The organism is Gelidibacter japonicus, from assembly GCF_010725055.1.
Taxonomy (GTDB): Bacteria; Bacteroidota; Bacteroidia; order Flavobacteriales; family Flavobacteriaceae; genus Gelidibacter; species Gelidibacter japonicus.
Genome location: NZ_BJKB01000001.1, coordinates 1 through 24,479, shown reverse-complemented (window position 1 = coordinate 24,479; position 24,479 = coordinate 1). Strand labels below are relative to the sequence as shown.

At 37.3% G+C, this 24,479-nt stretch carries 23 protein-coding genes; 4 read left to right on the top strand and 19 right to left on the bottom strand.

The window, feature by feature from the left end:
• Positions 1 to 63 precede the first annotated feature (63 nt).
• The 5 genes from G6N06_RS00115 to G6N06_RS00095 all read right to left on the bottom strand — a co-directional run bounded on the left by G6N06_RS00115 (position 64) and on the right by G6N06_RS00095 (position 6,034).
• Positions 64 to 1,542, bottom strand: coding sequence for an aldehyde dehydrogenase (locus G6N06_RS00115; RefSeq protein WP_240337918.1), 1,479 nt, complete (start codon positions 1,540 to 1,542; stop codon positions 64 to 66).
• 262 nt (positions 1,543 to 1,804) lie between these two features.
• Positions 1,805 to 2,254 carry a RidA family protein gene (locus G6N06_RS00110; RefSeq protein ID WP_163514023.1) on the bottom strand — a complete coding sequence of 150 codons (450 nt, stop codon included), beginning with the start codon at positions 2,252 to 2,254 and terminating at the stop codon, positions 1,805 to 1,807.
• 92 nt (positions 2,255 to 2,346) lie between these two features.
• Positions 2,347 to 3,750 carry an FAD-dependent oxidoreductase gene (locus G6N06_RS00105; RefSeq protein ID WP_163514022.1) on the bottom strand — a complete coding sequence of 468 codons (1,404 nt, stop codon included), beginning with the start codon at positions 3,748 to 3,750 and terminating at the stop codon, positions 2,347 to 2,349.
• A gap of 74 nt (positions 3,751 to 3,824) precedes the next feature.
• A complete protein-coding gene (gene kynU, locus G6N06_RS00100) occupies positions 3,825 to 5,093 on the bottom strand; it encodes a kynureninase (RefSeq protein ID WP_163514021.1) in 1,269 nt (422 codons plus the stop codon).
• A gap of 275 nt (positions 5,094 to 5,368) precedes the next feature.
• On the bottom strand, positions 5,369 to 6,034 hold the full coding sequence (locus G6N06_RS00095) for a hypothetical protein (RefSeq protein ID WP_163514020.1): 666 nt from the start codon (positions 6,032 to 6,034) through the stop codon (positions 5,369 to 5,371).
• 70 nt (positions 6,035 to 6,104) lie between these two features.
• On the opposite strand from G6N06_RS00095, the gene G6N06_RS00090 reads away from it, so the two are divergent.
• A complete protein-coding gene (locus G6N06_RS00090; protein WP_163514019.1) occupies positions 6,105 to 6,911 on the top strand; it encodes a class I SAM-dependent methyltransferase in 807 nt (268 codons plus the stop codon).
• A 44-nt stretch (positions 6,912 to 6,955) separates the two neighbouring features.
• Here the strand turns inward: G6N06_RS00090 and msrA are convergent, their stop codons facing one another.
• From msrA to G6N06_RS00075, 3 genes are all read right to left on the bottom strand, one after another.
• The gene (gene msrA, locus G6N06_RS00085) at positions 6,956 to 7,606 is read right to left on the bottom strand and encodes a peptide-methionine (S)-S-oxide reductase MsrA (RefSeq protein WP_163514018.1); all 651 of its coding nucleotides are present in this window, start codon (positions 7,604 to 7,606) and stop codon (positions 6,956 to 6,958) included.
• A 124-nt stretch (positions 7,607 to 7,730) separates the two neighbouring features.
• Entirely contained in the window at positions 7,731 to 8,513 is a 783-nt protein-coding gene (locus G6N06_RS00080) for a zinc ribbon domain-containing protein (protein WP_163514017.1), read from the bottom strand.
• A gap of 2 nt (positions 8,514 to 8,515) precedes the next feature.
• Entirely contained in the window at positions 8,516 to 9,610 is a 1,095-nt protein-coding gene (locus G6N06_RS00075; RefSeq protein ID WP_163514016.1) for a Nif3-like dinuclear metal center hexameric protein, read from the bottom strand.
• Between the two features lie 74 nt (positions 9,611 to 9,684).
• Here G6N06_RS00075 and G6N06_RS00070 point away from each other — a divergent pair, with 74 nt between their 5' ends.
• Together G6N06_RS00070 and lpxK are read left to right on the top strand one after the other, a co-directional pair.
• Complete coding sequence (locus G6N06_RS00070; protein ID WP_163514015.1) at positions 9,685 to 10,206, top strand: hypothetical protein; 522 nt, start codon at positions 9,685 to 9,687, stop codon at positions 10,204 to 10,206.
• A 71-nt stretch (positions 10,207 to 10,277) separates the two neighbouring features.
• The gene (gene lpxK, locus G6N06_RS00065; protein ID WP_308469739.1) at positions 10,278 to 11,285 is read left to right on the top strand and encodes a tetraacyldisaccharide 4'-kinase; all 1,008 of its coding nucleotides are present in this window, start codon (positions 10,278 to 10,280) and stop codon (positions 11,283 to 11,285) included.
• Here the strand turns inward: lpxK and G6N06_RS00060 are convergent.
• The 11 genes from G6N06_RS00060 to G6N06_RS00010 form a co-directional block, all read right to left on the bottom strand.
• A complete protein-coding gene (locus G6N06_RS00060; protein WP_240337917.1) occupies positions 11,278 to 13,461 on the bottom strand; it encodes an ATP-binding protein in 2,184 nt (727 codons plus the stop codon). The two genes, lpxK and G6N06_RS00060, sit on opposite strands and share 8 nt — an antisense overlap.
• 98 nt (positions 13,462 to 13,559) lie before the next feature.
• Positions 13,560 to 14,555, bottom strand: coding sequence for a type I glyceraldehyde-3-phosphate dehydrogenase (gene gap / locus G6N06_RS00055; protein WP_163514013.1), 996 nt, complete (start codon positions 14,553 to 14,555; stop codon positions 13,560 to 13,562).
• On the bottom strand, positions 14,555 to 15,451 hold the full coding sequence (gene lipA, locus G6N06_RS00050) for a lipoyl synthase (protein WP_163514012.1): 897 nt from the start codon (positions 15,449 to 15,451) through the stop codon (positions 14,555 to 14,557). The genes gap and lipA overlap by 1 nt, the downstream gene beginning before the upstream one ends.
• A 52-nt stretch (positions 15,452 to 15,503) precedes the next feature.
• The gene (locus tag G6N06_RS00045; protein WP_163514011.1) at positions 15,504 to 16,718 is read right to left on the bottom strand and encodes an Nramp family divalent metal transporter; all 1,215 of its coding nucleotides are present in this window, start codon (positions 16,716 to 16,718) and stop codon (positions 15,504 to 15,506) included.
• Positions 16,719 to 16,720: 2 nt separating this feature from the next.
• Positions 16,721 to 17,266: an RNA polymerase sigma factor gene (locus G6N06_RS00040; protein ID WP_163514010.1), complete on the bottom strand. Its 546-nt coding sequence runs from the start codon at positions 17,264 to 17,266 to the stop codon at positions 16,721 to 16,723.
• Entirely contained in the window at positions 17,257 to 18,369 is a 1,113-nt protein-coding gene (locus G6N06_RS00035; RefSeq protein ID WP_163514009.1) for a glycosyltransferase, read from the bottom strand. The genes G6N06_RS00040 and G6N06_RS00035 overlap by 10 nt, the downstream gene beginning before the upstream one ends.
• A 6-nt stretch (positions 18,370 to 18,375) precedes the next feature.
• Positions 18,376 to 18,579, bottom strand: a complete 204-nt coding sequence (locus tag G6N06_RS00030; RefSeq protein WP_163514008.1) for a membrane or secreted protein — start codon at positions 18,577 to 18,579, stop codon at positions 18,376 to 18,378.
• Between the two features lie 373 nt (positions 18,580 to 18,952).
• Entirely contained in the window at positions 18,953 to 19,756 is an 804-nt protein-coding gene (locus G6N06_RS00025) for an anti-sigma factor (RefSeq protein ID WP_163514007.1), read from the bottom strand.
• A gap of 24 nt (positions 19,757 to 19,780) precedes the next feature.
• Entirely contained in the window at positions 19,781 to 20,308 is a 528-nt protein-coding gene (locus tag G6N06_RS00020) for an RNA polymerase sigma factor (protein WP_163514006.1), read from the bottom strand.
• A 226-nt stretch (positions 20,309 to 20,534) separates the two neighbouring features.
• The gene (gene murB / locus G6N06_RS00015) at positions 20,535 to 21,548 is read right to left on the bottom strand and encodes a UDP-N-acetylmuramate dehydrogenase (protein ID WP_163514005.1); all 1,014 of its coding nucleotides are present in this window, start codon (positions 21,546 to 21,548) and stop codon (positions 20,535 to 20,537) included.
• Entirely contained in the window at positions 21,548 to 22,738 is a 1,191-nt protein-coding gene (locus G6N06_RS00010; RefSeq protein ID WP_163514004.1) for a pyridoxal phosphate-dependent aminotransferase, read from the bottom strand. Before G6N06_RS00010 ends, murB begins: the two co-directional genes overlap by 1 nt.
• A 123-nt stretch (positions 22,739 to 22,861) precedes the next feature.
• Here G6N06_RS00010 and G6N06_RS00005 point away from each other — a divergent pair, with 123 nt between their 5' ends.
• Positions 22,862 to 24,187: a PDZ domain-containing protein gene (locus G6N06_RS00005; protein ID WP_163514003.1), complete on the top strand. Its 1,326-nt coding sequence runs from the start codon at positions 22,862 to 22,864 to the stop codon at positions 24,185 to 24,187.
• The last annotated feature ends 292 nt before the right edge of the window (positions 24,188 to 24,479 follow it).

The window sequence follows — 24,479 nt, the reverse complement described above, 5'->3', positions numbered from 1 at the left end:
GAATAAAGACATGGTTATCTATTTTCTCTTCTCTCTTTTCTTTTCTCTTTTCTTTTCTCTTTTCTAATATTTTATACACACATTCTTTGCTTCCGTAAAAAACCGTAGCGCTTCGAAACCGCCCTCACGACCCACGCCAGAAGCTTTTATGCCTCCAAATGGCGTTCGCAAATCGCGCATCATCCAAGTGTTCACCCAAATAATTCCAGCTTGTAATTGGTTGCTCATTCGCATGGTACGCTTTAAATCGTTGGTCCATAGGGTTGCTGACAAACCGTATTTTACGTTGTTGGCCATTTCCAATACTTCATCTTCACTTTCAAAAGGCATGATAGTCACTACAGGACCGAAAATTTCTTCTTGATTCACTCGGCAGTCATTCGATGCAACTTCAATAACCGTCGGCTCTAAATAATAACCATGTTCATAATTTTTGACCACCACTTTATTGCCGCCGCAAAGAATGGTTCCGTTTTCCGTTTTGGCAGTTTCAATATACTCCATCACTTTTTCCAAATGTGTTTTTGAAACCAAAGCACCGATATTGGTTTCTGCTTCTGATGGATGTCCAACTTTAAGTGCTTTTACTTTAACAATAAAATCCTTTTTAAATTTTTCATAAATAGAGGCTTCCACAAATATCCTGCTCCCGCACAAACAAATTTGTCCTTGATTGGAAAATGAAGATCGTACCGTAGTATTAAGCATATCGTCATAATCACAGTCAGCAAAAATGATGTTTGGATTTTTCCCACCCAATTCCAAAGATAGCTTTTTGAAAAGTGGAGCGGCAATTTTTGCGATATGGGCGCCGGTTGCAGTACCTCCAGTAAAACTAATCGCTTTAATTTCTGGATGTTCAATAATGGCCTGTCCTGCGGTTGAGCCCAGTCCGTGAACGATATTAAGAACGCCTCGTGGTAAGCCGGCCTCTGTACAGATATCGCCAAGTAAGTAAGCCGTCATTGGTGTGATTTCACTTGGTTTTGCAACCACACAGTTACCGGAGGCTATGGCAGGGGCGATTTTCCAGGTAAACAGATAGAGTGGAAGGTTCCAAGGTGATATACAGCCAACTACACCGATTGGTTGACGCAACGTAAAGTTAATGGCATCTTGGCCGACACTTTCGTGACTTTCACTGGCAAATTGCGTAATGGCATTTCCGAAAAAGCGAAAATTACTGGCCGCTCTTGGGATATCTACTTGTATTGCCAAAGAAATTGGCTTTCCGTTATCTTTACTTTCTGCTTCAGCAAAACGTTGTAAATTATTTTCTAATAGTTCTGAAATTTTAACGAGAATTCTACTGCGCTCTTCCAAAGTGGTCTGTGACCAAATAAGAAACGCTGATTTTGCGGCAATATAGGCGTTCTCTACATCTTCCTTAGTGGAGTTTGGGATCTGTCCGTATACTTCCCCATTGGCTGGACAATAGTTGTCTAGCCAATTGTCTTGGACTGGATTGATATATTCTCCGTTGATGTAGTTCCTAATTCCTGCGAAGGCAGGAATCTCGTCTTGTATTGCCTTGTTTACCACGAATTCACGATTGTTTTTGAGACCTTTCAGGTTTGGGAAACCTGAAAGGTCTGATTCTAAAATCTTGTTCCTCCTCGTTCAGTGGATGGGTAGACAAGATTTTCGTATTGTTTTTCTTTTTTTGTCACGTTTCAATAATTATCGGGATCACGAGTGTTTTAGGGGCCCTAAAACCTCACAGGTTTTCCTCCTACACTGACGCTTTGGCGGACAAGTAAAAACCTGAGAGGTTTGATTAGTCTTCTATTTCAAAATACCATCTTTAATCATGAGATTCCTGTTTCCGTAGGAATGCTACGACCTTAATCTCTACCACCAAATCTGGATGCGGCAATTGATGCACAGCTACAGTGGTTCTTGTCGGTCCGGTTTCCTGATCAAAAAATTCTGCGTAAGCCTTATTATAGCCCGCAAAATCGTTCATGTTCACCAAAAAGGAGGTGACATCCACCACGTCTTTAAGCGTGGCACCTTCCTTAGCGAGATTTTTTTCAATGTTTTTAATGACCTCACGGGTCTGTACTTCGGCGTTTAAATGTTTAGTACCCATATTGTCAAGAATGTCAACACCAGCAATGGTATTGTCGGCACGACGGGAACTGGTTCCTGAAGCATAAATAAAATCGCCAGCGCGTCTGGTGAGCGGATAGGTGCCTCTTGGTTTTACTCCAGTTCCTGCGAAGGCAGGAACCTCATTGTTATCTTTACTCATAAATTTGTCTTTTATTAAACCTGACAGGTTTTTAAAACCTGTCAGGTTACGGTCTAAACCTACAAGGTTTTTAAAACCTTGCAGGTTGCTATCTAATGTTTAAACTCCTTCGCTACCCGATCCTCATCCAAAATTTCTTCTGTGGCAGCTTTTACTTTTTCCAAATTCGTTTTTAAATCGTCGTTGAGGTCAAGTTCTTTATCTGCCAACATATTCAGAATTGCCTTGTCTTGCGCCCGGCCTCTCAACATGGCTTCATAATAGCTGATTTCCTCATTAAAGGTAACCAATGAATATTTTGAGGAATAGTCATTTGGGAAAGTTTTTTCCAATGCCATTTCCAAGTTACGCTTTTCCCTGAAAATAGCATTGTTTACATGGCCTTTCATTTCATGAAAATTGTCGATGGCTAAATCTGCAATGGCATCGGTGTCTCTTTTACGATTCTTCTCATAAGTTTTGAATATGGTTTCCCAGTCCTGATGACCTTCATCCAGAACCTTGTCAAATACGGTGACATCTTCAAACGAGGCGTTCATCCCTTGTCCGTAAAATGGCACAATGGCGTGTGCGGCATCGCCCATCAATAAGGTATTGCCTTTATAATGCCAAGGGGAACACTTTACGGTTCCTAATGGTGACGTGGGATTGGTGAAAAAGTCTTCAATGAGATTTGGCATTAACTCCAAAGCGTCTTTAAAATATTTTTGGAAAAATTCAACGACCTTTTCTTCAGTGGTTAGATTGCCAAAATTATATTCGCCATCCTCATAACTTAAAAATAGGGTGACTGTAAAACTGCCATCCAAATTTGGTAAGGCAATCAGCATAAAACTATCGCGCCCCCAAATATGCAAGGCGTTTTTATAAGTTTTAAAACCTCCATTTTTTGTGGGTAGAAAACTTAATTCTTTATAGCCATGTGACAACCATTCCTGAGAAAAGCTGAACAAAAACTTTTTGCCTAAAAAGTAGCTTTTACGTAAGGCTGAGCCAGCGCCATCTGTAGCTATTATGACATCGGCATCCTCTACAAATTCGGTATTCGATTCATAATCTTTGAATAGGGCCTTTGTTTTTTCAAAATCGACTGATTTACATTTTCTGTTAAAATGAATTTTGACGTTGTCGTGCTTTTCGGCTTCGTCCAACAACAACCCGTTTAAGAGTCCTCGGGAGATGGAGTTGATATATTCATGTTCTCGTCCGCTGTAAGGCGCCATGACCATATTGCCTTCAATGTCATGCAACATGCGGCCATTCATGGGAATGCATAATTCTCGGACTTTATCTTCAATACCGGCCAGTTTCATAGCCTTAATGCCACGATCGGAAAGGGCTAAATTGATGGAACGTCCTGCGCTAATATTGGCTGTACGTATATCCGGACGCATCTCGTAAAGCGAGACGTTATATCCACGTTGTCCCAAGCGTAAAGCGAGTAAACTTCCACACAGACCTGCACCGATAATGAGTATATTTTGTTGTTTATTCATGCTACTTCCCGCGAAGGGAGAATCTTATTATTAAACTTACAAGTCCCGATGCTTCGGAATGGAAACCTTGCAGGTTAGGTTAGTACTTCTTTTAACTTCTCCACCAATTTATAAACATCCTCATACGAATTATATAATGGTACAGGTGCGCATCGTATGACATCTGGCTCGCGCCAATCACTGATAATTCCAGCTTTGGTTAATTGGTGATGTAAGGTCTTATCGGCATTTTTCACCTGAATGGAGAGTTGGCATCCGCGTTCGTCAGGATTTGAAGGGGTGATGACTTTGATGTCTTTATTATTCAGATCGTTGATTAAAAATTCAAAATAGCTTGTAAGATGTTTTGATTTTTCGGTGAGTTTTTCCATGCCTACTTCGGCAAACATATCTAATGATGCTCTGATTGCTGCCATTGATAAGATCGGAGGATTGCTCAATTGCCAACCTTCAGCGCCCGGGAGTTGGTCAAATTCGTCGCGCATTTTAAAACGTGTTTCTTTATTGTGGCTCCACCAACCTGCAAACCGATTGAGGTTTTTATTGTACGCATGGCGTTCATGTACAAAACAGCCGCCTAAACTACCTGGTCCGGAATTCAAATATTTATAGGTGCACCAAACTGCAAAATCGGCTCCAGAATCGTGAAGATCCAATTTGACATTTCCAGCCCCATGGGCACAGTCGAAACCGACCATACATCCGTATTGATGTCCAAGTTGAGTAATGCGTTTCAGATCAAAAAACTGCCCAGTATAATAGTTGACACCGCCAATCATCACCAAGGCTATTTCGTGTCCTTGCGCTTCTAAAATAGCTTCTAAATCGTCATAATTAACCAATTCCTCACCTTTTCTTGCTTTCCAAAGCACCAATCCGTCCTTCGGATCGAAACCATGATGGCGCAATTGCGATTCCACAGCGTATTTGTCTGATGGAAAAGCATCGGCCTCAATCAGAATTTTGTAGCGTTTTGAAGTCGGTTTATAAAAGGAGACCATCATCAAATGGAGGTTGGCTGTCAGGGTATTCATGACCACCACTTCGATGGGTTTCGCGCCAACAACATTTGCCATATTTTCTGTCAAGAATTCGTGGTAATGAAGCCAAGGATGTTTGGCATTGGTATGGCCTTCAACACCTAAATTGGCCCAGTCTTCCAATTCTTGATGGATATAGTCTTTCGTTGATTTTGGTTGGAGTCCAAGTGAATTTCCAGTCATATAAATTAACTCCTTGCCCTGATTGTCCTTTGGAATATGGAAACGACTTCTATAAGATGCCAAAAGATCATTTTGATCTTGGTGTTTGGCATATTCTAATCCTAATTGATGGTTTGACAAGGTGAATTTATTTTGGGTTTCACACAAAAATAAGAATTAAAAGTTTAGGATTTAATACAGGACAGACTTTTGAAAATTTAGTTTCACCAAAAAAAAAGAGCTTCAACTTTAATTGGTGGAAGCTCTTTGAATATATATAGACGCATACTGCGGAATACTCTATCGGTATATCTTATATACGTCCTATATCACTAGTTTGGATTACGACAACTTTAATTTTAAAGCTTATAACTACTAGTAGGGAATGCCCCGAAGTTCTTGATTTAACAGGATTTTTACTTCACAACTTTAATATTGGTAAAATGAAGTGTCCAATCCTCATTTGGCCTTTTGTGGGTTTTTGCAATTTTAATGCCGTTGAAATCTTCGTAATTTTCCCAAGTGGTCATCATGGAAGGTTCTTTAGAATTCCCTTTTCTATAGATCCATTCTTTAAGCATAAAGTCATCATCATAAAATAGATCATAGGCGTCACCAGGCGTATATCCACCGTCATCAGAATAAGTGATCGTTATTTTATTTAGTTGCGTTTTGCTGATTGGAGCTTCAACTACGGAAGTGTCTGAAATACTGGCAGAAGTGTCCCATACCAATTGAAATGGTGCCAAAAGCCAATACTTATCGTTGATAAAGGCCTTGTCCGCATTCATGGAGGTGCTATCTACAGATTTACGATTGTAAACTATAGTGTCTTTGCCCAAAACCATCATGACCTCATCTGTTTTCGGATGCCAGGTCCACGAACGTTCAAAATGGGTGGTATCTCTATCAACGTTGAACGTAAACTGCAATTCGGATACCTTCTTCCAGTTTTCAAAACCGTTGGCGTTCGCTATTTTTTCGGCAGTGGACCATTCTTTTTCGATGGTTTTTGTTTCTTCTTTTTGTTTACAAGAAAAAACAAAGACGAATACAGTGACAATAATTAGAGTTTTTTTCATTTTAAATCTTTTTATAAAGATACGGAAGAATGTTTCAGAAGCTTTAATTTTAGATTCTAAATCAGAAATTATGGCTCGAAATGATCAATATTTTAAAGTAAATAAAGCGACATGGAACAACAAGGTTAAGGTTCATGCTGAAAGTAAAATGTATGATATGCACGCTTTCAGGAATGGAAAATCATCTTTAATGCCTTATGAATTGCAGGCTCTTGGCGATGTGAATAGGAAAAGTTTATTGCATTTGCAATGTCATTTTGGACAGGACACCTTGAGTTGGAGCAGGATGGGAGCGCAATGTGTGGGAGTTGATATCAGTGATGAAGGGATTGCGTTAGCGCAACAATTGAATGAGGAATTAGGTCTGAACGCTCAATTTGTTTGTTGTAATGTGCTTGACACCTCTGAAAAGGTTTCGGATACTTTTGATATTGTTTTCACCAGTTATGGCGTGATCGGTTGGTTGCCCGATTTAAAACCTTGGGGACAGATGATAGCAGAACGTTTGAAAAAAGATGGCACTTTTTTTATGGCAGAATTTCATCCTATGGTTTGGATGTTTGATTATTTGGAAGGCAAGCCCAAAATGAAATATGGCTATATGTTGGACGAGGTTATTTATGAAGAATATAAAGGAACTTACGCCAATACCAATTCGAATATGATAAGCAAGGAATATGGTTGGAACCATGGTTTGGGCGAAGTGGTTTCTGCATTATCCGAAGCAGGATTGCATATTGAGTATTTAAAGGAACATGATGAAAGTCCGTACAACGTGCTTCCGGACTTGGTGGAAACGGATTCGGGAATGTACGTTACTAAAGATAGACTTTATCCGCTGATTTTTACATTGAAAGCGACTAAAATCAACAGATAAAACCTGACAGGTTTCAAAAACCTGTCAGGTTTGGTTGCAGTTTTTCAATCTTTGATCAACTCTGGAAACTTTGCTTTGAAGCGTTCATATCGTGGGATGGATACATTCTGGATATAGGGATTATTAGGATTCTTTTTCTCATAATCTTGATGGTAGTCTTCTGCAATCCAGAATTTTTGAAATGGATAAACTTCCGCTGCTATGGTTGCATTTAGTTTTTTTGCCAAGGCTGATTTTTTCTCTTCAATAATCTCTTTCTGCTCATTATTTTGATAAAAAATGATGGATCGGTATTGTGAACCCCGGTCGCCACCTTGACCATTGACTTGAGTGGGGTTCTGTGATCCAAAATAAACATCTACCAAAGTGGCAAAACTCACAACATTTGGGTCATATATAACCTCTACGGCTTCAGCATGGCCTGTTTTACCAGTATTGCTCGATTCGTAAGTGGGGTTTTTGGTGTGACCACCGGAATAGCCACTGATGACTTCTTCAACGCCTTTAACATGCTCATAAATGTTTTCGACACACCAGAAACAGCCACTCGCAAAATAAGCTTTTGCTTTTCCATCTTTCATTGGAACTTCAATAGGCTCTGACATCTTAACCGCTTCTTGTTTGGGATTATTTTGTGCTTTATTTTGACAGCTGAATAAAACAATAAGGGATAAGGATAAAATAAGAGATTTCATACGTTTTGTTTTGTGAGTAGTCGTTCGATCGTTTTAAAACTTAATATGTAAATATAAAAGTTATGTTAAAATAAAAAGCCTTCACAAAATTGCAAAGGCTTTATAACTGTTTATGAGGGTTTGTTTAACCTAATTTAGCAAACATTTTCTCCATTTTTGCTTTTTCTTCTTCGGCTAATTCTGCATCAACCAAAATACGTCCACTGTGTTCGTCCGTAATGATTTTTTTACGTGAGGCAATTTCTACCTGTACTTGTGGTGGAATGGTGAAGAAAGACCCGCCAGACGCTCCTCTTTCAATAGCAACAACCGCTAGTCCGTTTTTAACGTTGGCTCTTATTCTTTGATAAGCATTCACCAAACGTTGATCAATAGTTTCTTTATATTCTTGTGACTTTTTGATCAGTGCCGTTTCTTCTTTTTCAGTTTCGGCCAAAATAGCATTTAACTCACTTTTTTTGTGTTTTAAATGTGTTTGACGCTCTTTCAAACGCTCCTTGGTTTCAGCAATAATTTCTTTTTTCTGCTCAATTTGGGCTCTAAATTCTTTAATGTGCTTTTCTGCCAATTCAATTTCTAAATCTTGATATTCGATTTCTTTGGTAATTGAATTGAACTCTCTGTTATTTCTAACATTCTTTTGCTGTTCAGCGTATTTTTTGATCAGAGCTTTAGCCTCTTCGATCAAATTCTTTTTTGATTTGATGTCATCATCAATCAGTGAAAGTCCGACGTTTAATTTTTCAAGTCTCGTATTAAGTCCCTCAACTTCATCTTCTAAATCTCTTACTTCCAAAGGAAGTTCACCTCTAATATTTCTGATCTCATCAACTCTTGAATCAATAAGTTGTAAATCGTACAACGCTCTTAATCGGTCTTCAACAGAAAGTTCAGCTTTTTTTGCCATAATTATAAATACTTTACAGGATTGGTGTTTATCTTTGATAAAACGACTGCAAAATTAGTAATTTTTTTTGAGAGATAGTTAGCTAAAAAGGTTTTTGTGAACTGTTCGCTTTCATAATGACCAATATCTGCTAAAATAATTTGATCTTCTGCCGAAAAAAAATCGTGATATTTTAGATCTGCAGTTACAAAAACATCAGCTTTTGTCGACTTCGCAGCGGTAATTGCGAAACTACCCGAACCACCAAGTACTGCAATACGCTTCACTTTATCTTTGTTTAAATTGGAATGCCTTAGGCATGAAACATTCATTTTTTGTTTTAGATACTGTAGAAAATCTTCTGTTTTCATTTCATTTGGAAGCTCACCAACCATTCCCATTCCAATATGCTGGTTATAATTGTCTAAGGTAGTTACTTCAAAAGCAACTTCTTCATAGGGATGATTTTTAAATAACGCATCGAGAATTTGACCTTCCAAATGTTTCTGAAAAGTAATGGAAATTTGGGTTTCTTCCTCTTGGCGATATTCTCCCCGTTTTCCAACTTTCGGGTCGGAAGCTTCATTTCCCTTAAAAGTGCCTGTGCCCTTGGTGTTAAAACTACAATTTTCATAATTGCCGATAGTGCCGGCTCCAGAATTGAATAAAGCAAGGCGTAAGACGTCGGCATCCTTTTGTGGAACGTAAGTGGTCAGTTTTTTTATGGTGCCCTGCTGCGGCAATAATATTTTTTTATTTTCTAAACTTAGTGTGTTGCATATAATATCATTGACGCCTTGTAAACTGTTGTCTAAAGCCGTATGAATGGCATAAATGGCAATATCATGCTTAATGGCTTTAAGAACGACGCGCTCAACATAGTTAGAGCCATTTATTTTTTTTAAGCCCTTAAAAATGATGGGATGAAAACTGACAATCAAGTTGCAGTTGTTGTCGATGGCCTCATCCACAATACTTTCTAAGGTGTCTAAAGTTACCAGAACCCCTGTAAGTGGCTTATTTCTATCACCAACCAATAGGCCTACATTATCAAATTCCTCAGCATAAGCTAAAGGTGCCAATTCTTCGAGATGAGTGATGACATTGTGGATTAACATATGATTTTTAGGTTTTAGGTTACTTGCAAAGATAAAATATTATATTTTCGTTGTAAACATGTCCTTTGATAATTATGAAATACATCCTTGCCCTCGTTTTTACTCTAAGTTTATTGGCCTGTCAATCTGAAAAAAGGAACCTGTCTGAAGGGGTAGCTATTGAACTTCCAAATACTGATTTATACGAGCCCTTAGAAAGTGAAGCTACTTCTGATGACGAGAACTATCAAGCGGCACTCGATTTTATCAACTCCTATGTTGAAAGTATCGATAAAGTTGAAATTCTTGAATTTGTTAAGAACTCACCTCTTGCTAGTGAAAAATTAAAATCGGAATTAGAAAATATGGTCATTTTGGCCTGGGAAGAGAATCCGAGAATTGGGTTATTGGCAAATCCTTTGTTTGATGCGCAAGATTATCCACCAAATGGTTTTGAGCTCCATGAGTTCAATGCCCCAACAGGTTACGTCATTGTCAAAGGAATAGATTGGGACGATTTTAAAGTAGCATTGCAATTGGTCAAAGAGGACGGTCATATATTAGTGGACGGTTGCGGAATTGTGAACATACCTGAAAACATGCGTATTGAACGGTAGGTGCGGGAAGTACATATTTTTTTGAAGAAAATTGTTGCTCGTATTTTCCTTGACGACCATATAGTTAGCCAATGATGAAAATATTAAGATATCTTCTTTTTCCGATTGTTCCTGTTTACTATTTGGTAACCTGGTTCAGAAATAAATTGTATGATTTGGGGATCAAAACATCCACATCCTATAATTTCCCTGTGATCTGTGTCGGAAATTTGAGTGTAGGAGGTACTGGTAAGTCGCCAATGATTGAATATCTAATCCGATTGTTGAAATCTGAGCACCATCTGGCAACACTCAGTAGAGGCTATGGGAGACAGACCGAAGGTTTTGTGATTGCGGATGATACTGCTACAGCGAGCTCAATTGGTGATGAGCCTTTCCAGTTTTATCAAAAATTTGATGATATTATAGTGAGTGTTGACGCCAACCGGGTTCACGGCATTTCACAGTTATCGACTTTAGCTAAGCCTCCTGAAATCATTTTGCTTGATGATGCTTTCCAGCATCGAAGGGTCAAGGCAGGTTTTAATATTTTATTGACTGCTTTTGATGATCTTTATACAAAGGATATCTTATTGCCTACTGGAAATTTAAGGGAGCCAAGACGAGGAGCCAAGCGCGCCGACATTATTGTGGTGACCAAATGTCCGGAAGATTTATCGGAAGAAAAGAAACAACAAATCAAGAATGATATAAATCCTTTACCGCATCAAGATGTTTTTTTCGGAAGTATTGCGTATTCTAAATCCGTTAGAAATAACCAAGATCGCTTGGATTTGGAAAGGTTAAAAGACACACCATTTACCCTGGTCACTGGAATTGCAAATCCGAAGCCTTTAATTGCCCATTTAAAATTATTGGGATTAAAGTTTGAGCATTTAAGATTTAAGGATCATCATGATTTTAATGCAAGTGAAATTGCCATTTTAAAGCAAAAATCATTAATAATCACCACCGAAAAAGACATGGTGCGCTTGCAAACTCACTTTAGTGAAAGTGGCTTATTATATTATTTGCCTATTGAAATAAGAATTGATAGACAAGTAGAGTTTGATACGTTGATAAGTAATTTTGTTAAATAGACGTTGCAGGTTTTTGATTAGACTTTAAGACGTTGTAAAGTTTCTTTTCGAAGTCTTCCTGCTTAAATGGTTTTGAGATAATATCATCAAATCCAGCTTCGTCAAATTCTTGCATTTTATCTTCTATAGTAACGGCTGTAAGCGCAAAAATAGTGAGTTCCTTATCAAAGGTTCTAATGATTTTTGTGGCTTCAATTCCGCTTATACCAGGCATGTGGATGTCCATCAAAACAACGTCATATTGTTCTTGTTGGACGCGATCCACCGCATCTTCACCATTATCGACAACATCACAATAAAGGTTCATCTTGTTTAAAATCTTTCGGGTTATCATTTGGTTGATCTTGTTGTCTTCAACAACCAAAATTTTGATATTTGTCAAGTCCAATGTGTTAAATTCGTTAAGGGTTTTAGGTTTTGCAGTAATTACTGGTTCAGGCGCATAGAGTAGAGGGATTTCAAAAATGAATATGGATCCTTTTCCGAGCTCACTTTTTAAATAAATTTTTCCTTTTAAAATTTCAATAAGTCCTTTTACAATGGAAAGCCCAAGTCCTGTCCCTCCATATTTTCTGTTGATCTGAATAGAACCTTGAGAGAAGCTTTCAAACATATTTTCCTGCTTTTCTTTAGTGATACCAATACCATTATCTTCTATCTCAAATCGTATTATATAATCGTCATTGGTTTGGATGTGTTTCTTTACTCGCACCCATATATCTCCGTCCTTGGTAAACTTAATCGCATTTCCGATGAGGTTGATCAGAATTTGCGAAATCTTTAATTGATCGGCAATAAAGGTTGATGGAAGGCTATCGTCGTATTCATAATGCAATTTGACATTATTGTCCAAAGCTGAATTGCTCAATGCCGAAACCACGTTTTCTACTTTTTTCTGCAAATTGAAAACCTCAGGGTCCAAGTCCACTTTATTGGCTTCAATTTTATTGATCTGTAGAATATCATTGATAAATGTCAATAAATAATCTCCAGAAAATTTTAGAGATTTCAAATGAGGTAGTTGTTCTGGCTTTGGCTCCTCATCCAATAGCATATTGGTCAAACCTGTAACGGCATAAAGCGGTGTACGAAGTTCGTGGGTTACCGTTGATAGAAAGTTAGCTTTTGTTTTGGACGCCAATTCGGCTTTTTCTTTTGCAATAATAAGCTCATCATTTTTCTTATGGAGCATATTATTGGTTTTAAGCCTAATGTTATTGTTTTTGTATAGCGATAATGTCAATAGAGATAAAATCGTAATTAAGGCGATACTCAAGATGGTGGTAATTCTGGTTAGATTATTTGAAGCATCAGCTTCTTCAAGCTTTACCTCCATTTGTTTACGTTCAGAATCCTTGTATTCAGATATGAATTGTGCTTTTTTTTCTGGCGATAAATTTTCGCGTTTAATGTCAAGTAATGAATCTGATAACTGAATGTGCTTCCTTAAGTATTGATTGGAGAGCTTATATTCTTCACTTGCCTGATATATATCGCTCAAAGTCAGATATCCATCATTAATATATTCCGGAATTTTATTTTCTTTGGCAAGTTCCAATCCTTTTTTAGCCATAGAAAGCGCTAAATCGTCGTTTCCAAGCTTATGAAGCACTTTTCCGCTATTAATGTAGGCGCTGCTTAAAACTCCTATCTGGTTATGTTTTTTGGCTAAAATTATTGTTTTTTCCAGCTTTGCCTTGGCTGTTTTATAATCTTCTAATTCTATATATACCTTGGCTTCATTTAAATTGACATCTGCAATGAGGCGCTCTAAACCTTCTTCTTCAAACTTGGTTTTTGCAGAATTAAAGTAATCCAAAGCAATTGGATATTCTTTTTTGCTTGTATGCAAAATGCCCCGTATATTATAGGTAATGGCCAAATTTGCATAATCATTGGTTTCTCTCTGCAACTCAGCTGCCTTTGTTAAAGACACTAGAGCACTCTCGGGATCCTCAACAATAAATTGAACCTTTGCGATTTTTGTATGGATACTGCCTTCAGATTTCTTATCGCCGATCTGCTTGGCGATAATTAATGCTTTTTCGAGATTCTCTTTAGCGTTATAATAATCACCGCGCTCTGATTCAAAACCAGATTGGGTGATATAATTTTGAATACGCATCTTGAGAATGTCAATATCTTCACTGGCATTATTCTGTGCAAATAATGTCATGGAAAAAAAGACTAGAAAAGTAACTATATAGTATTTAGGTTGGGACATTTTTGGTCACTTTATAAAAACAAATATAATTATTTATTCGACAAAAGTGGTTATTTCTTCGGTAAATTGCAAATTAAATCTAATATTCTACTTGAATATCCAGTTTCATTATCATACCAACCCACAATTTTGATCATATTCCCGATAACTGAAGTCATTTGGGAATCAAAGATACAAGAGTGCGGATTGCCAACTATATCGATAGAAACAATAGGGTCTTCCGTGTATTCTAAAATGCCCTTTAGGTGGGTTTCTGAAGCTCTCTTAAAGGCTTGGTTTATATCGTCAATGGATACGGTATTTATGACGTTTAAAGTAACGTCAGTCAAGGAGCCATTGGGAACAGGAACGCGAATACCACAACCGCCAATGACATCTTTCAGTTTAGGGAAAATTTTGGTCAGTGCTTTTGCTGCGCCAGTGGTTGTTGGAACTATAGATTGACCTGCAGCTCGAGCGCGTCGTAAATCCTTATGTGGTTGATCATGTAAACTTTGATCAGTGGTGTATGAATGAACTGTAGTAATGTACGCTTGTTTTATACCACAAAGATCGTTGATTACGGCAAGCATGGGCGCTGCATTATTGGTGGTACAGGAAGCATTGGAAATGATGGTTTCTGTTCCAGTCAGGATGTCGTCGTTAACCCCTAACACGATGGTTTTTATGGAATCATCAATAGGAGGGACCGATAAGATGACTTTTTTGGCACCATTATTAATATGGTTTTCTAAATCTTCTGTAGTTTTGAATTTTCCTGTAGATTCAATGACAACGTCAACGTCGTAAGGTGTCCAATCAATATCTTCAATTTGCTTGTGGTTCAGTAAGGGCACCAGCTGCTGGTCAAATATGATATGGTTATCATCAAATGTAACTTGGTTTTTTAAGACCCCATGGATACTGTCGTATTTCAACAAGTGACTTAAGGTGCGGGCATCAGCCAAATCATTAATGGCCACCACCTGGATACCTTCTCGTTCTTGAATCAGTCTGAATACGCGTCGGCCAATTCGTCCGAAACCGTTAATAGCAACCCTGATCATTAGTGGATGTGTTTTTGAGCTTTGTAAGAGGATCTTACCAAGGCACTACTTTCCACGTGTCTGAAACCAAGATCCAAACCTATTGTTTCGTATTCTTTGAACTGGTCAGGAAGAATGAACTGCCTTACCGGCAAATGCCTTTTACTTGGTTGTAAGTATTGTCCAATAGTCACCACATCAACGTCATTTGCTCTTAAATCGTGAAGCGTTTCAATAACTTCTTCACGAGTTTCGCCAAGTCCAAGCATGATGCCCGATTTTGTTCGTCGTTGTCCTTGAGCTTTTAAATATTTAAGAACTCCTAAGCTACGGTCATATTTTGCTTGAATCCTTACTTCACGTGTCAATCTTCTGACGGTTTCAATGTTATGGGAAACCACTTCAGGGACAACCTCAATAATCCGATCAATATGTTTTTCTATTCCTTGAAAGTCAGGGATGAGTGTTTCTAAAGTAATTTCAGGATTCATGCGTCGCACCGCCTTTACGGTTTCTGACCACATAATGCTTCCCATATCTTTCAAATCGTCTCTGTCTACACTGGTCAAAACCGCATGCTTAATATTCATGATTTTTATGGAGCGTGCTACTTTTTCAGGTTCGTCCCAATCTAAAGTTTCGGGACGTCCGGTTTTCACACCGCAGAATCCACACGAACGAGTACATATATTTCCTAAAATCATAAATGTAGCTGTTCCTTCCCCCCAGCACTCGCCCATATTTGGACAGCTTCCTGAGGTGCAAATAGTGTTCAAACTATATTTGTCCACTAACCCCCTAAGTTCTGTATATTTTTTACCAGTAGGTAGTTTTACTCTTAGCCATTTTGGTTTTGGTTGGCGTTCTGGGATTATTTTAGAAATGGTATCTGCTTGTGAAATAGTCTCTGCACTCATTTATTAGGAAGTTTACAAACACAAAGGTACAAAGTAAATTTGAAAATATACATTATAGAGTGGTCAGATACCAAAGGCTAAATCCAATTAAAAAGAGAATTCCCAACCAACTTAATACATGTATTTTTCGGGAAGGACGCCATTCAACAGGAGTATGTTTACTACTGATGAGCTTATAATTGATAATGGCATAAAACGGGGCTGTCAAAAAAGATATGATAGTGGCGACTTTTATGAGCAAACCCATTTCCGAACCCAAAAAGAAGTAAATAGAAACAGTTCCGGCAATTAAAATACCGATCCATAACAGGTAATTCCGTTTTGAAGAATGGCCAAAAAGCAATTCAGTTGTTTTGGCCATTGTTCTTGGCGAGGCGTCCAATGTGGTCAATGTGGTGCTAAACATGGTCGTAAATGCGGCAATGCCGATAATAAGATAAGCCCAGTTTCCTAAGCTTTTGGTGTACATTGAGATTAACTGATTGGAAAATTCGCCAGCTTTATCACTAAATGTGGAGCCGCTTTGAAACATTACCAAGGCACCAAGAGCCATAAATCCCAGGCCAATAATAATGGTTGCCAAATAGCCTACATTAAAATCGAAAAGCGAAGATTTGACGTTATAAGTGTTGTTCACTTTACGTTTTTCCAAAGCCCAAAGTGATTGCCATACTGAAACGTCCAAAGGTGCAGGCATCCAACCCATGAATGCAATCAAAAAACTAATTTCCAAAGTGTTCTCTGGTAGTATCTGTTTGAATGAAAGCGCATGTGGGTTTGAGTTTAGAGCAAGAACAACAGCAATTAAGGTGCTTATAGTTAATGTAATGACAATGACTTTCATTATTTGATCAAGAAAGCTGTATTTGCCTTTGATCAAAATAAGAGCACAAATTGAAAGAATAATAACGGCCCATATTTCTGTTGAAATCAGATTTCCAAAAAGAGTGGAAGCAATGCCTGCCGTAACAATGGTTACCGTAGTTTGGATGGTAAACATGGTCGTAAATGTGAGGATGAAATAAGCAAATAAGACTCCCTTGCCCATTTTCTTATAGCCATCCAATAGGCTTTCCCCAGTTGCCAAAGCATATCTTGGAGCAAATTGAAAAAATGGGTATTTAAAAATATGGACCAACAAAAGGGCCCAAATAAGACCATAACCAAAATCGGCACCAGCTCGAGTAGATTGCACTAAATGGGAAACACCAATAGCAGCTCCGGCAAACAATAAACCAGGTCCTAATTTTTTAAAACTGATGTTCACGGTTATTTAATTATTATATCTGCCAGTAATTTTTTTGCTCTTAAAAGCTTGACCTTAACGTTATTTATTGGTTCGTTAAGCTCTTCGGATATTTCCTTATAAGATAATTCCTGAAAGTATCTTAAATTGATCACTTCTTGATAATGTGGTTTGAGTTTTTTAATATCCCGAAGCAACTTGGCTAAATTCTGTTCGGTGATCAGTTTGTCTTCAGGAGAAGGAGACTCATCGATAATATTATGAAAATCTTCATGGTCTTTACGGCTTGATCTATTTTGAATAGAGGACTTTCGTTTCCTTATTAAATCAATATGAATATTTTTAGAGATGGTAAGCAACCAAGTCTTAAATTCGTATTCTTCATTATACGTCCCAATTTTGTCGAATGCCTTAGAAAATGTTTGAATGGCGATATCTTCGGCATCATTTTCATTTTCAGTTCGCTTCAATTGAAAACCGTAGACATCATTCCAAAAAAAATCCAACAAGGCATTAAATGCTGATTGGTCATTTTTTTTTGCCTTTTTAATGATTTCTTTTATTTCCAACGATTTGGTTTTGAGATGAGATTTTTTATAAAGATAGAGAATTGGGACACAATTAAAAATATTTCGAGAATTGGAAATAATGGAATCAAATCTTTCTCTTCTAATTTTTTAGCTGCTAAAGTCAGGGTGATAAATAAAACTATATACCTTAAACTAATTAAACCAACCACAACTTCCCAATAAAACAGAGTGCTGATTAGGGCGATACTTAATGTTAAAAACAAAAACTGCGATAGGTAAAACAAAGTCAGCATTGCCTTGTGCCTTAATTTGTAATGTTTAGCGGTAGTGATATGTCTGCGTTTCTGAATGATCCAATCACTATATGATTTTTTTGAAGGGGATTCAGTAAAGCTGTTTTTCGACAAACAAATGACTGTGTTCTCCGCTGTGGCAATTTGATTTACAAAGAGATCATCATCACCTGATTTGATATGCATATGATCCATAAAACCTCTTGCCTCAAAAAACAACTCTTTGGTATAAGCTAAATTTCTACCAACACCCATAAATGGTTGGCCTAACCTGGAATATGAAAAATATTGTACGGCAGTCATTAAGGTGTCAAAGCGAATCAATTTATTTATAAATGACTTCTTCACTTTTGCATAGGCACCATAGCCCAAAACAATGCGATGATCCTTTGAAAAACATCTGCTCATCTCCGCGATCCACTGATTGGAAACAGGTTTGCAATCGGCATCGGTAAATAAAAGGTGGTTGTGTGTTGCGGCTTTAATGCCTAAAGTAAGTGCGTATTTTTTGTTGCCCCAAAACGCTTCGATGTTTTTGACGTTGACAATTTTTATATTGCTATGCATTGCCTTAAAGCGCTCCATAACTCTCAATGTGCCATCGGTAGAACTGTCGTTGATCAATACCACCTCGAAGTCTGGATAATCTTGATTTAAAATGGAAGGCAGAAATTTCTCTAAATTGTTGGCTTCATTTTTCGCACAGACAATTACGGAAATAAAAGGCCTATCGGTGGAGATATTGCTATGGCTTTTCTGTTTGACCTTAGAGAAAACATAAGCGTAAAAGAACAATTGAACAAGAATGACTACAACAAAGATGTAGAAAAGCACATAAAAAACAATCATTAACCGCTAAGAGTGTTGAGGTTCGTTACAGTTTTCAAATTGATCAGGTGTTTTACCGCAGAAGCCGCACGATTCGCCCTCTTTATTAAGCATGGGATTCTGACTAGCACAAGTTCCAGCAAATTTACCGTCTTTTTTTGCCCATATTTTTATAGCAATACCAGCAACCCCAAGACCTAAAAGGATGAGTGTAATGAATAAAAGTTTCATCAGTTAAATTTTATACAAAGATACAGGTTTTTTGGAATATTTTCAGTTATCTGATGACTACATCTGCGATAACTTTATAAGAAGCTTATTTTTTGATTTAGCTCACATTGTACTGTTCAAAAAACATTGAAAAAGCTGACAGGGAAGTCATTGAATTGGGTTGATTTTGACGAATTGATTGGTGTTCCAATCCAACTACATCTCAATTCTGTTTTTAATTCCACACTATGAAAAAGCAACTGGTACATGATCGCCGTACAATATGTCCTTTATACCTGATTATTATAAAATAACGGAGGCCACCTTTTTAGGCAGCCTCTTTATTATTTTCAATAAAACAATGAGTGATTGTTATTTTGATCTTTAAATAAAACTAATTGTTTTTTAGTGTGATTTCCGCTACAGAGTTTTCAGCATGTGCCTTGTTGATCTTGGAACCCACTTTCTGCTCAATCGTAATGCTCAATCCGAGTGCATCTTCCATATATGGAATGGTCTTGAGCTTACGCTCTGATTCATCTAAAATACCGAGATTGACCATTCTATCTTGCAATTCGGCCCAAATTTGATAAGTCTGATTCTCAGGAAGCTTTGGTAATGAAACCACATCAATCATCGATGTTTTATCTACAGCGTTGATATATGCCACAGTTTTAAGGTCTTTAGCTCTTGAATTTCCTCTTAAAACATACTTTTCCGTTTCCGGGTTGTTCAATTTCATAAATTGAAGCATGACGTTCTCGAGTTTTTTGTTATTGTCTTCAATATCGCTTCTAAGGTCAAAGATCTCTTCAACAACCACTTGGTTTTCGTGATTTAGCGATATATTTTGCTCATAGAGTAAGAAAGCTGTACCAGCAAAAATAAATGCTGCTATACTTGCCGCAATACTATACCATGGAGTACGATGATGTACTGGGGATGCATTCATTTGAATAACCGGAGTCTCCTCTGAAATTTCTTTAATAATAGCGTCTAATATATACTTTGGAGCTTCTACCGTATTTGCCTTCGCTAAGATTTCCAAATTATCTTGAAGCCTCTCGTACTCAGCTTTTACTTCAGGAAATTCAGCAATATAGCTTTCAACTTCTAAATTTTCATCAGGAGTTGTGGTGCCTAAGATATAGCTATCCAATAGGCCCGAATCCATAAAAATTTGTAAATTTTTTTCCATTTTTTCTAAACTTTAAACTGTTCTTTAGTTGAAGAGTTTTCGTAAGTCTCTCAAACCGATTTTCAACCTAGATTTTATAGTACCTAATGGAATATCTAGTTCTTCACTAGCTTCTTGTTGCGTCATGCCCTCAAAAAACAGGGCATTTAATACTATTTGATACTTCTCTTCTAGTTTCGTAACGTGCTCTTTCAAATCAATAACATCTTGATTTAAACTTGAGGTTGGTAGAATATATACGTCTGATTTGTCAATTTGGACTTCTTTACTGAAACGATTATTGAAACTTCTCAGTTTATCAATAGCTGTATTGCGTGCTATTCTGTAGAGCCAGGTAAAGAGTTTTGCTTTTTTTGAATCGTATTTTTTCGAGTTTTTCCAGATCTTCACGAAACTTTCCTGCAATGCGTCTTGTGCGAGCTCCTCATTCTTGGTTATTTTTAAAATAACGCCATAGAGGCTGTCAGAATAATTTTCATAAAGTAAATTAAGGGCAGCTTTGTCTCCTTTTTCAAGAAGTTCGACAATATGTTCTTCTAGTGAATAGCTCAAAAAGTTAAAATTTAATTTAATTTAAGGTTTAAAAAGTCCAAATATGTTTTTTGGACGTATATCATATTAAGGTGGTAAAATTACAAATAAACTACTTTATTATTAAAATATTGTTTGTATATCGGTAGTGTCTAAATTTCTTCTTTTTAAGAAAATTGATTAATAGCTTTTTCATTTGACACTGCAGGAATTATTTTAAGGCTTCAGCTGTTGTGTTGGGGCCTTTTTATATGATGTTCACTTCGGTTTCTATAGAAATTCCAAAAATTCGATCAATTGTCTTTTGAATCAGTGTCGCCAATTTAAGAATATCTGATCCCTTAGCATCTCCATAATTGACTAGTACCAAGGCTTGTTTTTTATGAACCCCGTAATTATTAAAGGTCTTGCCTTTGAACCCTGCTTTTTCAATCAGCCAACCTGCAGGTATTTTTACTTCTTTTGTTGATACTACATAGCTCGGAATGTCTGGAAAATTGATTTTGAGCTTTTCAAATTGGGAGTTGGAAATCACAGGATTCTTAAAAAAACTACCACTATTTCCAATCTCTTTGGGGTTTGGAAGTTTGCTTTCCCTAATCGAGATTACTGCCTTGGAAATGTCTTGAATCGTAGGATCTGTAATACCCATGGCTTCTAATTCATTAGTAATTGCACCATACTCTGTATGCAATTGGTGCTGACGCTTGCTCAATTTCAAAGTGGTGCTTATTATAATGTGACTGTGCTTTTTCTCTTGCTTGAACACCGATTCCCGGTACCCAAATTGACACGCGTCTTTCGAAAACGTTTCAATTTTTTTTGTACTTATGTTCAGCGCATCACAAGACTCGAAAACGTCTTTTAATTCTACGCCATACGCACCAATATTTTGAATGGGAGCGGTACCCACGTTACCCGGAATTAAGGATAGATTTTCTATACCCCCATAATTCTGATCTAGACACCATAACACAAACTGATGCCAATTTTCGCCAGCATATGCCTTGACGAGGACGTTGTCATCGTCTTCGTCAATAACTTCGATGCCCTTTAAGGCCAAATGAACTACCAAACAATCTAAATTTTTAGTGAGAAGCATATTGCTTCCACCACCAAGAATGAATTTTTCGGGATAGTTGTCCAAACTTACGGCCTCCTTTAAGGCTTGAATGCTCTTAACCGTCACAAAATATTTTGCACGGGCATCCAACCCAAAAGTGTTATAGGGCTTTAATGATATGTTTTCTTGAATATTCACTAATTAGGGTAAACTTTCAAGGCTTCTTTTAAAATGGAAACGGCTTTAATCAAACTTTCTTCATTGAGCACGTAGGCTATCCTAATTTGATTTAATCCTACATTAGGTGTTGAATAAAATCCTGCCGCCGGTGCAACCATGACAGTTTCCTTATGATGTTCATAACTTTCCAAAAGCCATTGTGCAAAATGATCAGCGCTTTTAACTGGCAATTCCACAATGCAATAAAAGGCACCTTTTGGTTCTGCAACCTTGAGGCCATCAATTTTTTTCAACTCCCTGATGAGGATGTTTCTTCGTTTACTATATTCTTTAATAACGTCATCAAAATAACTTTGGGGTGTATCCAATGCAGCTTCACTTGCAATTTGTGCCAACGTAGGAGGGCTCAATCGCGCCTGTGCGAACTTTAACGCTGTTGAAATGACTTCTTTGTTCTTAGAGACCAAGTAGCCAATTCGTGCGCCACACATACTATAGCGTTTTGATACAGAATCAATTATAATGGCATGATCCTCGAGCCCCTCTTCCTGCATAATGGAATAAAATTCGTTGCCGTCGTAAACAAACTCTCTGTACACTTCATCAGCAATAAGAAACAGATCATGCTTCTTTATAATTGCTGCCAGTTGTTTGATTTCTTCTTTGGAATAGAGATATCCAGTAGGGTTTCCAGGGTTGCAAATTAAAATAGCCTTGGTTTTATCTGTTATCAACCTTTCAAATTCTTCAATGGGTGGCAGAGCAAAATTATCGTCTATTTTAGAAATAACCGGGACCACTTTAACATCAGAGGCTGTTGAAAATCCGTTGTAATTGGCATAAAATGGTTCTGGGATTATGATTTCATCGTCAGAATCCATCACGCTTCCAAAAGCAAACAACAAGGCTTCACTGCCGCCTGTGGTTACAATGATATCACTGTGGTCCACATTGATATTGTTTTTGGCGTAGTATTGCGCTATCTTTTTTCTATATTCCTCTGATCCTTCAGATCGGGTGTAGGCTAGAATATCCAAAGAATGCACTCTAACCGCGTCGAGGGCGATTTCAGGAGTTTTGATATCAGGTTGTCCAATATTTAAATGATAGACTGTTTTTCCATCCTTATAGGCTTGTTCGGCATAAGGGACTAACTTTCTTATTGGAGATGAGGGCATCATCTGACCTTTTTTTGAAATTTTCGGCATGAACTGAATGTTTAAGAGGGTAAAGTTCTGAAAATTATCTCAAAGATTTTTGAAAATCGTCATGTAAAAAATGAATTTGGGCCTAAAGATTTGTAAATTGGTATTACTCTAGCTTCGATTAGGATGATTAAGAGATATTTTACCATTTTTTGTATCGTTTTGTTTTGCGGACAATCTTTTTCGCAGAATGGTTTTCGTTTGACCCGGTCCGAACGTACAAAGGTCAAGTTTCAACTTATTGACAATCTCATTATTATTCCTGTAGAAATAAATAAGGTAAAGTTATCATTCATTTTTGATTCTGGAGTTAGCAAGCCCATACTGTTCAATATTATCAACTCATCAGATTCTTTAAAATTGAAAGACGTAGAAAGCATCTACTTGAGAGGTTTGGGAGATGGGGAATCTACAGTAGCGTTAAAATCGAGAAATAATATCTTTAAAATTGGTGAGGCCATAAACGTCAATCAGGATGTGTTTATAATTTCTGATGAAACCATAAATTTCACACCTCGATTGGGCATTCCAGTCCATGGAATTATTGGGTATGATATATTTAAGGATTTTATTGTTGAAATCAATTATGGTTCCAAGTTTATTAGGTTGAATAATCCTGATACCTACAAGTATAAAACCTGTAGAAACTGTGAAACTTTAAATCTGACTTTGTTTAATAACAAGCCATTTATTGACGCCATAGTTGAAGTAAAAGGAGAAGAAGTTCCCGTAAAATTGCTGATGGATTCTGGTGGGAGTGATGCGCTGTGGCTGTTTGAAAATGAATCCTTGGGATTGATCCCTGAAAATGGTAATTTTTTTATAGATTTTTTAGGAAAAGGATTAAGCGGAAGCGTTCACGGTAAACGATCAAAATTAAAACGTTTTAGCATAAATGGTTTTCATGTCCACAACCTAAATGTTGCTTATCCGGACTCTGCAGCTGTTAGTTTTGCTAGAAAATTTAAAGCGAGAAGTGGTAGCATGGCAGGAGAATTGTTAAAGCGGTTCAATATTGTTATGGATTTTAAGAACTCGAAAGTTACTTTTAAGAAGAACAGATATTTCAATGATCCGTTTGAATACAATAAAAGTGGCATTGTATTGGAGCAGGATGGAGTTAGAGTGGTTAAGGAGAGAGATCAGGGTTCTCAATTCAAAAATGACCAGTCCAATGAAGAGCTGTCGAGACTTTCCGTAATAGAAGCTTATAAGTTTACCCTTAAACCCGCTTTCAGAATTGTTGAATTGAGAGCCAATTCGCCGGCTGAAAGAGCAGGCTTAATGTTGGGAGATGTTATTTTGACCATTAATAATAAGGAGGTCCATAATTATAAACTGCAAGAGGTCAATTCGTTCTTTCGGGCACAACAAGGTAAGCTTATTAAACTCAAGATAGATAGGGATGGTGTAATTATGACCTTTCATTTTAAATTGGAAAGTTTATTGTAAAAAAAAAGCCCTCAAAAAATGGAGGCCACTGAAAAAGCATCTCATTTTTAGTGATTACTTTAAAGAAGCGATAAAATAAACCAAAATTTATTTTATCGCTTCTTTTTTTGGATCTGTTTTGACGAAGCTGATTAGGCTTTACCACAACCTTAAAAGGCATTATTTCACCGTATCCAGCTATTATTGCACGATTCTCCTTTTTATACGGCCAATCTAAGGATTCTTTTCAGGTTCACCGTAAATATTGCAATTGCCCCTTGCATTTGCATGTTTTCAATACCATATGCACAGG